Below are 15,146 nucleotides of genomic sequence, written 5' to 3'. Positions count from 1 at the left end.
AATGAAGCTTATACAACTTAAATTAAATGATCAATTTAGAAGTTTGCAGGCAGGGTTTGAAATAAATTTTCACAGTACTGAACCAAGTGAGTATTTAGAAACATTTCATCCGTTTTGTTTAGCCGGTTTGAATGGCTATGGAAAATCCAATGTTTTGGAGGCACTGGCAAATATCTTTTATCATTTAGAATGTTGTGTTCATAATTATCCTTCCTATGCATTCAATCCAAAATATAGCGATCCTGATGCATATCAAATAAATTATTTTATTGCTGAAGATCCTGAGTCAAGAGTGTTCAAAGATTTAGTTTTGGTAACAATAAGCAAAACTGTTGGTGAGTCACCAAAAATGCAAGTAGGGAATGGGGAATCTTTTGAGATAACACAAGAAAGAGGCAAAAATTACCTGCCAGATTTGGTAGTTGCATATTCATCTGGTGAGAACGAGATTTTGAGTTTACCTTTTATTAAAATGAAATTATTTCAATATGATGAATATATAAATGATTTTCTTTCAGGAATAGCTTATGAAAAACCTAAAAGTAGCCTCTTATATATTGACTATGAAATGAGTCAAGCAGTTTTGTTGACAATATTTTTATTTTTTGATGAAAAAGTATTAGGTCCTTTGATAAAAGAGTTGGGTATAGAAATGGTTCAACGATTTACTATTAATTTAAATAATAATTGGCAAAAATTAATTATTAAAGATAGCCAGTTGATCCAAATGATAACTATTTTTAACGAAGATAATAGAAAAGGTGACAAAGGTTATGCAGGAAGAATTTTAGATCATCTATCAAAACAAATTGAAAAATTGGAGAATTGCGTTACATCGACGTACCACACAGATGGGTATCAATGTTTAGACTTTTGGGTAGACGATTCAACAATTCAAGCTATTAGGGCTAATTTTGATAATGATCCCTATAAATTCTTCAGTCTTTTTCAAATGCTTCATTCTTTAAATGAAAGAGTTGAAGACTTGTCTGAGAAAAAAGAGATTTATAATTCAAAAGGATTTTATACAGATTATAAAAAAACAGAATATCCGTGGTTTTTTAATTTTTCAAACTATTTCATAAAAAAAAGAAATAAAGGAGAAGAAAAAACAACACAATTGTTGCTTAAAAATCTATCAGATGGTGAACAACAATTTTTACATACTTTAGGAATATGCCTTTTGTTGCAAAATAAACGGGCATTATTTCTATTAGATGAGCCAGAAACACATTTTAATCCTGATTGGCGTTCAAAATTTATAAATATTCTTAGAAAAGCATTAAAGGCAGGTGGGGATAATTTTATGCTAAAAGATATCATTTTAACCTCTCATTCCCCTTTTATCATATCAGATTGTATGCCAGATAAAGTAATTCAACTTGTAAAATCTGATAAAGGTGTAAAAGCAATAAATGCAAAAGATCTCAATTTTAATACTTTTGGTGCAAGTGTTGAGTATATTTTACAAAAGTTTTTTGGAGTGAAAAGTCTAGTTTCCGAGTATTCACTTGGTAAATTAGAAAAAGTGATTAAAGATGGCAACGATGAAGAATTAAAACAAGCTATTGATCTGTTTGGAGAATCTAATGCCAAGCAATTTTTATTTAGTGAAATATATAAACGATCTAATAAAGATATAGATGATATTAAATAGTTTACAACCTTTTGATACAACTTTGCGTAGAATACAAGAAATTCCTGTAATGTTTTTTAGTAAGATTGAAAATTCAGACAGCTTCAGTAATGACTTGTTTCCGGATTGGTTAACAGATGATGAAGGAAATCCAGCGGTTTTTAGTGAGAAAACGGATTTAAGATTAAAATTCTTGGCATTATATGATAAATACAAGGCAATTACTGAAGTAAATGAGCGTAAAAAGATAATTAATGCTTTTGTTAATACAAATAAAGTATTAGACTTATGTAATAATGAAGATGATACTATCTTATGTATCGAATTGACGGAATTGCATGAAAGTGTTAGAACAGAAATTGATGAATTATTTTTGTACCTATATAAAACAGCTATAAACCATCCTCAATTTAATCTTTTTGTTAATGATAATTTAACCAATGCATTAAAACGTTTTACAGAAAGTAATAACATAGAAATATGCCCATTTTGTGGATTAGAGACAATGCTTCAATTTCAAGGTCAGCCAAGGCTCCCTTTGGATCATTGGCTTAATAAAGATCGATTCCCTTTTGTAGCTGTTAATTTTGATAATTTGGTTCCAATAGGAAGTGTCTGTAATTCTAATGGAGTTAAAGGTCCAAAAAATGTATTAAAAGATAAAACACAATTAAGAAGAGTTAAGTCATATTATCCATTTCACAATTATAATGGAATATTTGTAACAATCTCTTTACTAAAAAAACCCTCCATTAAAAATGAATACGGAAAATGGGATTTAAGTATCAGTCCGAATAAGCAATCAGAAAGTGAAATTTTTGAATCTTGGGATTATATATTTAATATTTCAAATAGATATATCAATTATCTCAATGATTATCCTGTGATTAGATGGCAAAAAGATTATATTGAATTCATTAAAAATGAAGAAGAAGATATAGTAATTCATGCCCAGACAATAGATGATTTTAAAGAGAATTTAAGGCAGTGGAAAAAAACATTTCAAATTAGAAAAAAACATGGTTCTATAATATTTCGACCTTTCATAGATTATTTACTAAATGCACCTAATGAATATCTTTTTGGAATAGTGGAAAATTTCAAAAGTCAGCAAAATAAAGGTGTTATTAATTAAAATTATTATGGAGGACTATAAGTTGTTGTCAGCAGAAATATATAAAATGCTCAAAGAGAAAGGGCTTGAGTATCTATATCATGCTAATACGGTAAGTACTTCTTTATCTTTTATAAAACAAAATGCATTGCTTTCAAGAGAATATGTAGAGGATAATGATCTTGTACAGACTAGTCAAAAATCAGATGCAGGGGATAAAAGACATGATGTATGGAATCATGTTTTTTTGGACGGTGAAGATCTTCATAAAAGATATTCCCAAGAAAATCACTACGGTCCGGTAACATTTAGAATGAAACTTGAACTTTTAAATTCTTTAGAGTTGCAACATATTTACATTACAAGATCCAATCCCATGTATTGGAAAGAAAATACTCCTTTGGAAAAGAAATTTTATGCAAGTGTTGATGAGGTTAAAACAGATTATTTGTCAGGTAAAAAATTGGATTCACAAATAATGTTTACTTTTAGAGATACTCAAAAACTAATAGCACTTAATAAATTTTTGGTGGCAATTGGTATTGATAAACCGAAGATTTTTATTAATTTAAAATCTGGAGGAATGAAAAATGTGGGTGAATATACATTTGAGAAAATATCAAAAACTCTCGCAAATTCAGGATTGGACAATATCCCGGTTTATTACAGACACGAAAATGAAAGCAGTTATTGTAGATGCAATTTTAATTATACTTATTTCTATAATTTTAAATATACTGAATTTGAAAAGAGATTTTATCCTTATGAGTGATTTTTAAGTAAAATTACTTGTAATTTCCTGTTAATATTTAATAGATGCTAATCAATAATTATTAGGATTAATGTAATTGTAATAACAATCCAATTAGCAAAGACTTATTCCTCGTTAAAATTTTAGAAATTAATTTATATCATGAGAAGTATTCAACGTTATAATTAAGATAGTCTTTCATTCGGACAAGTTCATTAAGAACGGTTTTATTCTTACATTCTGCTTTGATAAAACCTCTTAAAAAATTAAAATCTTTTCGAGAATATGACCGAAATAGTTACTATCTGCATCAGGAGAAAAATTGATCTGATTCCGCAGAATTTATTTTCCCAGATAAACTCATTCCAAACATCTGCAATTATATGCAATATATCTCTTACCTAATCTTTCATATTGTGGTTTTGTAAGTACTTCAATTCAGGGTTCCGTCTGGTACTAAATTAAGATTTATTTCCAATTTTTCCTGCTTTTCTCAATTTGCATATGCTTCTTGCTGTCCATAGCGGTAAATCAAGCCTTTAATTTTAAAAATTATTTTTAAAAGGTTTTCATTCGAAACGGACTAAAAGGGCAGCCAAATTAGTGTCCGCCGGGTACTGCATGCGCATAACAGCTTCGCTGCCCTTCGGGACTTATAGCACTCCGTACCCGTTAACCGTACACTGGATTCTTGCTTTCTTTTTTTCCGTTTTTTCTTTTGAAAACAATTTTGCGGAGCAGGCGGAAAGAAGCAGTAATAATCTAAACTTTTAAATCATGGAAATTACAGGACGCTTAACCAGAGATGCTGTTGTTGCCAAAACAGCAAAAGACAGACAGGTTGTTAACTTCTCCATTGCAGTTAATGACACCTACAAACCCAAACACAGTAGTGAGGTAAAAAAAATAGTCACATTTATTGACTGCTCCTACTGGCTCAGTGCAGGTATAGCCCAGTGGCTCAAAAAAGGCACAATGGTGGAACTATTCGGAAGAATCGGAGTGAACTCCTATCTCAGCAGTGAGGGTAAAGCGTTAGGCAGTCTCACTTTTCACACCAGTAATATTAAAATATTGATTTTCGCCTCAGACACTCAGCCTGTTCAGTCGAGGAATTTTTCTCCTAAGAAAAGTAAAAAAGAAGAACCTGACGATCTGCCTTTTTAATTCAGATTATAAATGTATAAGCCTAAAGAAATGAGTTATGAAAGCTTCTGACAAATTTAAAACCGTTATAGAAAATTACCTCAATGAAACTGCGCAGAGCGACACCGTCTTTGCGCAGAACTTCAGTAAAGCATCCAAAAACTTGGAGTGCTGTTTCAACTACATTTTGGGTGAGGTAAAAAAGACTGGATTCTGCGCCTTTGATGATTCTGAAATATTTGAGATGGCTGTTAAATATTATACCGATGACAGTATTGCTCAGCCTGAGCCTGTGCAATGCAGGGTTGTGGTAAATCAGCCTGAAAAGGCTGATTTGTTTACCTCCGCATCAGAAGTTCCTCAAAACAGCATTGTTCCAAAAACGCAAGTGCCTACTCCAAAACCCGCACCAAAAACCTTAACACTCTTTGACCTATGATACCTAAAACGATCATCGAAAAGCAGATTACAGCTTTGAGCGATTCGCTTAAACCTATAACGGAAAAAATACAGGGCAGGGCAGAAAGAGACATTTTCCTGAAATGGGCTGTGCTGTCAAGGGGAAAATTCCACTGTTTGGAATGCACACACACTTGGAAACCTGATGCGCAGAAAGCGTCCTGCAAAAATTATATAAACTGCACAGCATGCAGGGGAAAACTCAAAATACAGCAGTACAATCAGGTGCATTTCAAAGAAATAGAGTATTGGGCAGTTTTAAGTGTATGCGCAGGATTTCAGGTGGTGCGCATTATCTGCTCGCACAAAAACATGAAAAAGAATTTTATGCCGACTTACTTTCACAAGGAAGTTATGCAGCACTGGATAAATCCAAAAGGGGAGGTGCGTACGCTCTCGCTCGGCACCAACGTTTTTTCAAATACTTATGATGCCTGGACATATTACTCGGCCCTTGAAATTCGCCCCCGAAATTTTGAGGATTCTCCAAAATACCGAATAAATCCATATAAGGTTTATGCAGGAGCGCATGTACTTGATATCCTGAAAAGAAACGGCTTTAAAGGCAGTTTTTACACCATTGCACCACAGGTGCTTTTTACGGCTCTTTTGAAAGATTCTTATGCTGAAACACTCCTTAAAACAGGACAGACAGATTTCCTTAAGCATTATCTGCTGTCGCGCGCGCAGTATATCAAAGAGAACTGGCAGGCCGTTAAAACGTGTTTTAAAAACAATTATAAGGTAACAGATTTTACGCTTTGGGAAGATTATATTTCACTGCTCAGATGGTTTAAAATGGATTTGAGCGTTCCTGCTAATGTGTGCCGAGAAAATCTGGCTCAGGAGCACGACAGACTTGTTGAGAGAAAACGTAAAATTCAGAGACGTCTTAAAATAAAGGAACTTCGCACGGAAATACAACAGGCGCAGATTATTTATGAAGAACAGAAAAAACAGTTTTTCGGACTGGAGTTTACTAGGGAAAATCTCAGCATAAGTGTCATGGAAAGCGTGCAGGATTTTCTTGAAGAGGGCGATGTACTCCGACACTGCGTATTTACAAACGAATATCATAAAAAGAAAAACTCGCTTATCCTTTCGGCAAAATTTGAAAACAAGCCTGTAGAGACTATCGAAGTGGCGCTTCCATCACTTGAAATTGTGCAGTGCAGGGGAAATAAAAATAAGGAGTCCCCGCATCACAAACAGATTCTAAAACTTTTGAATCAGAACCTGTATCAGATTAAAAAGCGTATAAAAAATAAAAAAGCAATCCGAGCCGAAAATTAGTTTTCGGCTTTTTTTATGTGAAATTCCGGCGAGCAGACACTTAAAGGGGGTATTGTCTCAGGGGTTCATGCTTAATTTCAAAACAAAGTTCGGGAAGGAAAGGCGGTTCGCCGAAAAAAATTCCCCCATAAATGCAGGTGAAAAACCTGCTTTATTGCGTTGCTTTTTTCGCTCGCTTTCTCATTCCCGGCTGAGGTTCCATAATTAATCTTAAAACTTTAGAAATCATGGAAACTTCAAAAACACTTCAGAACTGGAATCAGGTAGCGGAAATTGAATTGGTCTACAAAACAATAGTAAAAGCATCCGAAAGACCCGTTATCAATTCATCCAAAACGGCTTACCAGCTGGCACTCCAGTCCTGGAATCCTGAGAAAATAGAATTTTTCGAGCAGTTTAAAATCATGCTTTTAAATCAGTCCAATAAAGTGCTTGGTATCTACGAAGTATCTTCCGGAGGTATTTCTGGCACTGTGGTTGACCTGAGATTGATTTTTGCAGCAGCACTTAAGGCAAATGCCGTATCGCTGATTATGATTCATAACCATCCTTCAGGTCAGATCAGACCTTCTGAAGCTGATAAACAGATAACCAGAAAAGTCAAAGAAGCCGGCGGAATACTTGATATTGCACTGCTGGATCATCTTATCATTACTCCGGATATTTACTACTCCTTTGCAGATGACGGAGCTTTTTAGCTCCGTTATTTAGTGGGGATTTTTTTTGTTAAAAGTAAGTTTGCTCGGTTATATCACAAGGAATTTAACAAATAATAATGCAAATATTTATTTATAGCAATTTTTTATAAATTGATTAAAACAAATTTATTAAGACTAGTAGTATTTTTTTTGTATAATTGTATCATAGATTTTTTATAATGTAATTATTATTCATACCGAGGAATAATTTTGTCTAATCATCTTTAAAAGTATATCTGATGAGTTTAAAAACTGATGTAAGAAAAGATTTTCTCGATTTATTCTATTCAGATATAAAAGATCAAGAACTGGAAAATTCAAATAAATTAAATTTATTTACTCTCCGAGTTACTAATAATCGATTTGTTTATAATGAACTGATTGAATTATTAGCCGACCAGCTGCACTACTTTGCTTTGTCTAGAACAGAGGTAAAGAAATTAATTGATGAAGGAAAATTTAGGACGCTTACTGATAAAGCAAAAGGTCTTTTAAGAAATCACTTAGAAATCAAAAAAGATGTTTCATCTACAACTAAAGAGACTGAAGGAGGTGAACTCGGGGAAATATTACTTTATTGCCTTTTAGAATCTCATTTAAATGCTCCAAAAATTCTAACAAAACTTGAACTTAAAACATCAAATCAAATGTTTGTTAATGGTGCTGATGGAGTTCATTTACTAAAATTAAATGATAAGGATTACCAGTTAATTTTTGGAGAATCTAAACTAAACTCGGATTTACAGCAAGGTATTTATAAAGCATTTGAATCCATTGGTAAATTACTTTCCCAAAAAGGAGCAAAAAAAGATTTTGAGATTGAATTAGTAAGCAGCCAATTGGTAAAGGAAGCTTACGATGAGAATAGCTATAATCTTTTAAAAAAAATTATTGTACCAAGTGCAAGTACAGACGAAACAAATATCGACCACTCATTCGGAATTTTTTTAGGATTTAATATTGATATTGATTCCGACGAAAAAAAAATGTCCAATCATGAATTTCGTGAAAAGATCAGAACTAAAATTACTACTCAGGTTAATTCATTATTAAACTCGATAAACTATCAAATAAAGAAAGCTGAATTCACTGGTTATAATTTTTATATATACGTTATTCCATTTTCTGATTTAGAGGAGACTAGAAAGGACATAATAAAGGAACTGCTATGAGCCAACTAAAAATCATAGATAAATTAACCGAGGACATATTGCATGATGAATATTTTAAAATTTTATTCGATAAATGTTCTTTGATAAATGCTGAACAAGCAATAAATAAAGAGATAAAAAGCATTCTTTCAAATAAAGAATTGAAGGATTCATTGAGATTTGCAGATATTCTTTCAAATTCATTAGATTCAGCAGCAAGAAACAGATCTTACCAGATTGTTACATTTCTTAATTATAATTATTTTGATAATGAAATATATAGAACAATGTCAAAAGCTATATATTCAAAATTGGGTAATTTTCCCGCAGTAAGATATCTGGAAAACTTAAATTCAAATCATTCTTTGATCCCATTTGACCGAATGATTGAAGTGGAAGCAAAAAAGATAATCCAGCATGTTCCGGACTCCGAGAATCAGGTTTTTACGGATTCTCAATATTTATTGTTTAAGAATTTAAGTTCAAGCCTGAGATATAGCTTTTCTGGTCCTACTTCAATGGGAAAATCATTTATAATAAAAGCTTTTATTAGAAAAGTTATAAAAAATATTCCTCCTGAAAATTTAGTTGTATTGGTTCCTACAAGAGCTCTAATTAATCAGTTTACAATAGATTTAAAAGGAGAATTACAAAGCATACTTGAACGCTATAATTATAAAATTGCAACAAATTCCAATATTAGCGATCTACTGACAGAGGAAGTTCATAACTATATTCTAATTTTAACACCGGAAAGATTAATTAGTTATTTGTCGCAAAAAAACAATCCTCCAATAGGTTTTTTATTTGTAGATGAGGCCCATAAACTCGCACAGGAAAGGGATTCACGAAGCATAACCACTTATTCTGCTATTGAACGAACGTTGAGTAAATATGGTAAAAATGTTAAGTTGTATTTCTCCTCGCCCAATGTTTCGAATCCGGAGGTTTTTTTGAATTTGTTTGACAGCCAGACTAGCGATAATTATTTTCAAACAGATGAATCGCCTGTTTCTCAAAATTTATACTTTATCGACATAGTAAACGAAACTGTAGAACTAATTGAGAAAAATGATTTCAAAAAAATTGAGACAGAAAATTTTAATGAAAAATTTTCCACGATCAGTAGAGTGATAGATTATTTGGGGGAGAATTCGAATAATCTAATTTATAATAACAGCAAACCAAAAACTATAAATGGAGCGGTTGATTTTGTAAAAAATAGAGAGAACAAAAAAATAGAGATCACAACTGCCATTGCCAACGCCTCAAAACAAATTAGAGATTACATCCATAAAGATTATTTTTTGGCTGACTTAATAGAAAATGGGGTTGCTTACCATCATGGAAAACTTCCGCAATTATTGAGAAATCTTGTTGAAGATTTATATAAGAGTGAGGAAATCCGAAATGTATTCTGCACATCCACATTATTGGAGGGGGTCAATATGCCGACTAAAAACTTATTTATCTTAAATAATAAAAATGGTTTAGGAAAATTGGAAGAAATTGATTTTTGGAATCTTACTGGCAGGGCAGGCAGGTTAAATAAAGAATTATTTGGAAATATCTACTGCATTAAACATGAGGACTGTACATGGGAAAATAAAAGTACTATTTTGCTCAAAAAGCCGATTACCTTAAAGCCTACAATTTTGACCAAAATTGACAAGAATCTGCAGAAAATAGAAAAAATTTTATTAAACAAAAATATCAGTGGTACGGAAACTGAAAAAGAAATTTTAGATTACATAGCAAACATTATATGTATCGATACTTTAGAAATCAGGTCTTCATACAAAAGCCCTGTTATTGAAAAACTTATCGAGAAAAATAAACAAAAGATAATTGACCTTGCAAAAAGCATTACCAAGGATATAACTATACCCAGAGAAATTCTAAATGCAAACCAGTCAATCAATATTAGTAAACAGCAAAAAATTTTTAATATTTTAAAGGGAAGACATTTAAAAAAGCAGGATATAAGACTTCCCAATACAGAGATTTCGTATGCAGTCTGTTTGCGGATTTTGGAAAGTATGTATGATTTATATGAATGGGAAAAAGCTGAAAAAAAGCTTTCCAATAAGAATAGTATGAAATACTATGCTGTTATAATGAACCAATGGATGAATGGAATAACTTTAAATCAAATCATTGTTCAGTCTCTTAACTGGCATGATGAAAAATCCTTGCAGATACAAGTTGATTATAATGAATTTACAGTATTTGAGAAAAATAATTTAAATCATATTAACATTGTTATTGAAAAAATTATTGATGATATTGAATATGTCTTAAGATTTTTGTTTGAAAAATATTTTAATCATTACTATCAAATTGTAATAAACCTATTGGGTGAAGAAAATTCAGGAGAAAATTGGGCAACCCTTTTAGAATATGGTACTCAAAATAGAATTGTTATTGCACTACAAAATATGGGATTATCAAGACATACGGCAATGACTATATATAATAAATGCAGATATGCGCTTAATATTCAAGATTCAAAGTTGGTATCAATTAGCAAAAGTGAAATACTTAAAAATTATAAAGAATCATCTCTAGAGTATCATGAAATAACTACTATGTTATGATTTATTCTAAGGGTGATATGCCTAGGTAAAAAGGACAAAATGTTTTTAACTAAGGCTATTGTCTAACTTGTTGTATTTAAAAGTTAGTGCTGATTTAAAAAAAACTTTGACAATGCTCGATAATTACGTTTCGAATGTTTGTTTCACATTTTTGTTATTTAATAGCTCTATAGATTTGTTTCTTGCTGTGCAGCTTCAATAATTTTAGAAATAATATCCTGATCTGACCATAACTTTTTTGAATATCGGTTTTCTTCATACCAGTTTATAAAACTATTGTTAATGGTGCTTTCAGGAATTAATTTAATGTTTTTATCGATTGTTTGAAGATGTTTGTATTCAAGCTCTTCAAGCCATTCACTCTCAAATGTACCATCACCGCTTAATATTGATCTTGCCTGCGATAATTTCCATACTTCTAATAAAATTCTGTATTTGAGATCCGCTGAAGACTCTGTAACCTGCTTTTTTATTTCGACATTTAATATCTCAGCATGCTCATGATCTGGAATTATAGGTAAAGGGAGATTTAAATTTAAATCTTCAAACTTAGTGTCATCAAAATCATTTAAAATTTCAAAAAGTTCCTTTTTGAATCTAAATCCGCTTACAGCTATGTTGTTCTGGATTGATAGTAAAGAGAAAAAGTAGGCTGGATAATCAGCTAAGGCTCGAAGTGCATATGCCAGTAGAAAGATGTTGTTTTCTTTTGCGAAATCAAAATCTTTGATGCCGATTATCACTGTTGCAGCACTTTCCATTTTATTAATTCTCTTGGGTGGTATGAAATCATAGCCGATTTCTATTGCCGCTGCTTCTAGAATTTTTTTCAGCTCAGTCATCTCGCTGTTCAGAAATTCAATATACCACTTCTCGACAGCCAAACGTCCAATTTTGACAGGAACCTGGGTACTGAATGGAAAATGATTCATTAAGTAGGTTATACTTTTGTAAAGCCGCTCATATATGATGTTTTCAGCTTTATCTACTGATAAAGAATCAAAGTGAACGGCAGTAAGGTTTTCTATATCGTGAAAAGCAGTCTGCATTTCTGTAAGTTTTAGGAAAATGGACTTGAAATTGTTTGAAGCAACGTACTGGTCATTTTCTCCTTGGGGATTAAATAAGTTTACAAATTGGGAATTTGAACTCCTGATTGCACCGAACCAGGAATTGACTGATTGTTCGGCCTTCTTTAAGTCTTCTTTCTCAGGCATTGTATTGGCATATTTCGGATAGGGCTTGATGGGCGTCATTGAAACACTTAGTTTCTCGCTGGCCAGCACATAGATTTGCGTTTCCTTGTTTCTTTTTGGCACATTTCCTTCAAAAGAAGAATCAATCATGCGCACTACACTTTTGCACCATTCCACAGCTGTATTTCGTATTTGCAGAATTTTTTTCTGCCATTCAAAAGCTGAGTTCTCATAATAATTTCTGCTGATTGTTTCAATCCAGACATTACTATACGAAGCTTCGGAGGAATCTGGAATGTACTCAGGACTGATGCTTTTGCTGGCATCACTCCTGGTGACTCTGATGATTTCCTCAGTTGGAAAGGGAAGTATTATAGGCTGGGTATTATATTTTTTATAATAGGGAAGAAAATTATAAACATGTTCAATCCTTTTCATGCTTTGATTGACGGTTGTCTGTGATGATTCACCGTCCCATATATATTGTATGTCAATATGGCTTTCATTTTCTGTAATGCTTAATGATTCAGTATTTTTTCTAAGATAGTTTATGATATTTTGTTTATTCTCCAGAATAAATTTTTCATAAAGTGAAGGATTTGAAAGATAGGCATATTGAAAAAGTCCTACTGCTTCTGCGATAGTAAGATTTTTTAAGTTTTCGGATAAGAAATTCTTGTCAAATGGAATAGTTATTTTTAGATCAAGCTTTGTAAACCATTTCGCTAAATGACCAAGACCCAAATATGATGGCTTGAAAGAATTAGAGTTATTGATTTTCTCGATTAGGGCAGTTGCTAAAATATCTATATCACCTCCCTTAAAATCATATTTTGATAATTTTTTTAGAAGATCTCTCTGCTTGGTCATATTTGCACTAAACTGACTTGGCATAATTTTTATGAGTTCATCAAAGGTATTGATTTGCTTGCCTGGTATAGTATGCATTATAAACAAATCCAATGCTCCGGTTTTAAAGGCGTCATCAAACTGCTTTTGATTCTCGAGCCAGTATTTTTGAGGTTCGGTATGAGAAACACCATTTAGGGCATACACCATATCCATATAAGTTCCATGGCTTAGGACTTCTGATATACTATTGTAGAACTCAAAAGATTCTTCTTTTTTGACTAAAAGAGCTGCATTCTGGAAGAAATTTTGCTTGTCGGAATCGTGTAATAATTGGTAAAGATTAATAAAAGTATCCGGCAGAGCCAGCGTGGTGTGCAATAGCTGAAGCAGATGAGTAGAACGGATAGGATGTAGACCCTCAATATTTTTGCTGTCAAAATTAATAAAATACTCGTTTTGAAGCTCGTGCAGTACTTCCCCGCGATCTTGGTTAGAAAATGTGACAGATTTCTCAATGTAACTAATTAAGTCTTTTGTTGTTATCTTAAGCTGAAGACAATCAGCGGCAGATACAATTCTTAGAATTTCAGTTTTAGCTGCCGGACTTCTGTCATCTTTTAATTTTTTAATCTGCGATCCAAGACGTTCGCTGATCATTGCACCTCTTGTCAATAAATAGGTATATTCAATCAGGAGTCCTTTCTCCAGCACCTGCTCCCAGACAGGCTGCCATTCTTTAATTTCTTCATGCAGCTTGCCTTTTTGTTTTAATTGATTATAGATTTCCTGAGCTTCTTCTCTCCCAATACTAATATCTACGGGTTGTAAGCTTATGGTTGAAATATCACCGCCAAATCGTGTCCAGTCTTCATGTCTTGAGGTAATGATATAGCGAACAGGCAGCAAGGATGTACGCTCAACAAGAATCTGCCAGTGATCTAGATCATTATCAAGCCCATCTATTATTACAATTGGAAATTCTCCGATTAAAACCCTTGCTTGTAAGAATTCCATAGCTGAGTTTGCCTGCTCCCAGCTCTTTGAAATATGAAGCTGATAAATATTGTATTTTTCCCTTAGTGAATAGCCGGTCTGCCAGGCCAGAGTTGATTTGCCCTGTCCGCTTGAAGATCTGATTAATACAACATCATTTGTCCTTAACGTTTCAATTATCTTTTTTTCCCAGAATTTTCTTTGAACAGGTAGCCCGTTGGAAATATGGTACGGTTTAGCCGCTTTACCATCATAATAATTTAAGAGCTCAGAAGGAGAAGGAGTGTTGGTATAATCGACACGCTCGATCCAATTATTTTTTACAGCTTCATTTTGGACAGCCTTGGAATACGAATCTTTAACATCTTCAAAAAGAGCACGGACATTCTGATGATTAATAGTCTTTCGTTCCTTTGACCATTCCAGTACATTATTGACTAATGCATTTATAAATTGTCTTTCTGTTCCGGGATTAATGTTCCAATGTTTAAATAAGCATTGAATGATACTATTTGAAATTTCATCAAATGAGATTCTTTCATAGGAAATTTTACTAAAAAAATCCTGGCAATCAAACGTAATGTCACAACTGCTCTCTAACTTTGTCTGCCAGTATTCAAGAGAATTTGCTGTGTGCTTGTTTTCAAAAAGGTGACTCAAAGATCCGTCTGCTATTTTAAAATTATAAACCAGTCTGAACTTACTTGAATTTTGTGCTAGATATACCTTCAGGAAATTCTGAAGTACATTCATGGTCCAAAAATCACCTGCATTTAATTTATTATCCGAAGACTTTAATTGTATGAATTCCGAAGAGTTTGCGGTTACTGAAATATTTTTATAATCGATATCTTCAAGTCCTTCAAGCATTATGCTTTCCTCTTTTGATGAATCATTTAGATTTTTAAGGATCAGATGGCAGGAATACAGAATCTGATAATGAATACCCCTGAAGTTAACTGATCCGCCGCTTCTTTTCTTTAGAAGCGTATCCAAGTCCTCTACGATACTAATTTTTTTTGTTTTGTTATTTTGAATCTTCATAAAGGATTAATTTAAAAAGCAGCTGATTTTTATTAGGAAATTGTTAACTGTTACGAATTCCTTTCGAGTAAATGGTTGCTGTCAATTACTATTGTTTAGTGCTTATAAAACTAATCAAAAACAGTTTAAAAATATGAATATTTCAAAAACAGGTATTTCTACTTGGTTTTTGGAAAAACGAAACGGATAAATTTATCAGAAAAAATTTAAAGAGAA

The 15,146-nt window shown here is 32.6% G+C and carries 10 protein-coding genes; 9 read left to right on the top strand and 1 reads right to left on the bottom strand.

All coding sequences use genetic code 11. The features are described from left to right. Position 1 precedes the first annotated feature (1 nt). The 9 genes from AC3Y25_RS04535 to AC3Y25_RS04495 all read left to right on the top strand — a co-directional run bounded on the left by AC3Y25_RS04535 (position 2) and on the right by AC3Y25_RS04495 (position 10,845). Positions 2-1,657, top strand: a complete 1,656-nt coding sequence (locus tag AC3Y25_RS04535) for a restriction system-associated AAA family ATPase (protein WP_489901896.1) — start codon at positions 2-4, stop codon at positions 1,655-1,657. Continuing rightward, positions 1,644-2,771 carry a hypothetical protein gene (locus AC3Y25_RS04530; RefSeq protein ID WP_489901895.1) on the top strand — a complete coding sequence of 376 codons (1,128 nt, stop codon included), beginning with the start codon at positions 1,644-1,646 and terminating at the stop codon, positions 2,769-2,771. The genes AC3Y25_RS04535 and AC3Y25_RS04530 overlap by 14 nt, the downstream gene beginning before the upstream one ends. A gap of 7 nt (positions 2,772-2,778) precedes the next feature. Further along, complete coding sequence (locus tag AC3Y25_RS04525) at positions 2,779-3,522, top strand: hypothetical protein (protein ID WP_489901894.1); 744 nt, start codon at positions 2,779-2,781, stop codon at positions 3,520-3,522. 756 nt (positions 3,523-4,278) lie between these two features. Continuing rightward, positions 4,279-4,668: a single-stranded DNA-binding protein gene (locus tag AC3Y25_RS04520; RefSeq protein ID WP_489901893.1), complete on the top strand. Its 390-nt coding sequence runs from the start codon at positions 4,279-4,281 to the stop codon at positions 4,666-4,668. A 37-nt stretch (positions 4,669-4,705) separates the two neighbouring features. Then, on the top strand, positions 4,706-5,086 hold the full coding sequence (locus tag AC3Y25_RS04515; protein ID WP_489901892.1) for a PcfK-like family protein: 381 nt from the start codon (positions 4,706-4,708) through the stop codon (positions 5,084-5,086). Beyond that, a complete protein-coding gene (locus AC3Y25_RS04510; RefSeq protein WP_489901891.1) occupies positions 5,083-6,399 on the top strand; it encodes a PcfJ domain-containing protein in 1,317 nt (438 codons plus the stop codon). Before AC3Y25_RS04515 ends, AC3Y25_RS04510 begins: the two co-directional genes overlap by 4 nt. Positions 6,400-6,626: 227 nt before the next feature. Then, positions 6,627-7,097 carry a JAB domain-containing protein gene (locus AC3Y25_RS04505; protein ID WP_489901890.1) on the top strand — a complete coding sequence of 157 codons (471 nt, stop codon included), beginning with the start codon at positions 6,627-6,629 and terminating at the stop codon, positions 7,095-7,097. A gap of 239 nt (positions 7,098-7,336) precedes the next feature. Next, positions 7,337-8,269 carry a HamA C-terminal domain-containing protein gene (locus tag AC3Y25_RS04500; RefSeq protein WP_489901889.1) on the top strand — a complete coding sequence of 311 codons (933 nt, stop codon included), beginning with the start codon at positions 7,337-7,339 and terminating at the stop codon, positions 8,267-8,269. After that, positions 8,266-10,845, top strand: coding sequence for a DEAD/DEAH box helicase (locus AC3Y25_RS04495; RefSeq protein ID WP_489901888.1), 2,580 nt, complete (start codon positions 8,266-8,268; stop codon positions 10,843-10,845). The genes AC3Y25_RS04500 and AC3Y25_RS04495 overlap by 4 nt, the downstream gene beginning before the upstream one ends. A 167-nt stretch (positions 10,846-11,012) precedes the next feature. On the opposite strand, the gene AC3Y25_RS04490 is transcribed toward AC3Y25_RS04495, so the two are convergent. After that, entirely contained in the window at positions 11,013-14,930 is a 3,918-nt protein-coding gene (locus AC3Y25_RS04490; RefSeq protein ID WP_489901887.1) for a hypothetical protein, read from the bottom strand. Positions 14,931-15,146: the final 216 nt, after the last annotated feature.

Source organism: Flavobacterium sp. LK-23 (assembly GCF_058135255.1).
This window is presented reverse-complemented; position numbering and strand designations above follow the sequence as displayed.

Excerpts from the sequence above, each read along its gene's own strand:
- AC3Y25_RS04525 (WP_489901894.1), top strand. The coding sequence starts at position 2,779 with ATGGAGGACTATAAGTTGTTGTCAGCAGAAATATATAAAATGCTCAAA.
- AC3Y25_RS04490 (WP_489901887.1), bottom strand. The coding sequence starts at position 14,930 with ATGAAGATTCAAAATAACAAAACAAAAAAAATTAGTATCGTAGAGGAC.
- AC3Y25_RS04520 (WP_489901893.1), top strand. The coding sequence starts at position 4,279 with ATGGAAATTACAGGACGCTTAACCAGAGATGCTGTTGTTGCCAAAACA.
- AC3Y25_RS04530 (WP_489901895.1), top strand. The coding sequence starts at position 1,644 with ATGATATTAAATAGTTTACAACCTTTTGATACAACTTTGCGTAGAATA.
- AC3Y25_RS04505 (WP_489901890.1), top strand. The coding sequence starts at position 6,627 with ATGGAAACTTCAAAAACACTTCAGAACTGGAATCAGGTAGCGGAAATT.
- AC3Y25_RS04535 (WP_489901896.1), top strand. The coding sequence starts at position 2 with ATGAAGCTTATACAACTTAAATTAAATGATCAATTTAGAAGTTTGCAG.
- AC3Y25_RS04495 (WP_489901888.1), top strand. The coding sequence starts at position 8,266 with ATGAGCCAACTAAAAATCATAGATAAATTAACCGAGGACATATTGCAT.
- AC3Y25_RS04510 (WP_489901891.1), top strand. The coding sequence starts at position 5,083 with ATGATACCTAAAACGATCATCGAAAAGCAGATTACAGCTTTGAGCGAT.
- AC3Y25_RS04500 (WP_489901889.1), top strand. The coding sequence starts at position 7,337 with ATGAGTTTAAAAACTGATGTAAGAAAAGATTTTCTCGATTTATTCTAT.
- AC3Y25_RS04515 (WP_489901892.1), top strand. The coding sequence starts at position 4,706 with ATGAAAGCTTCTGACAAATTTAAAACCGTTATAGAAAATTACCTCAAT.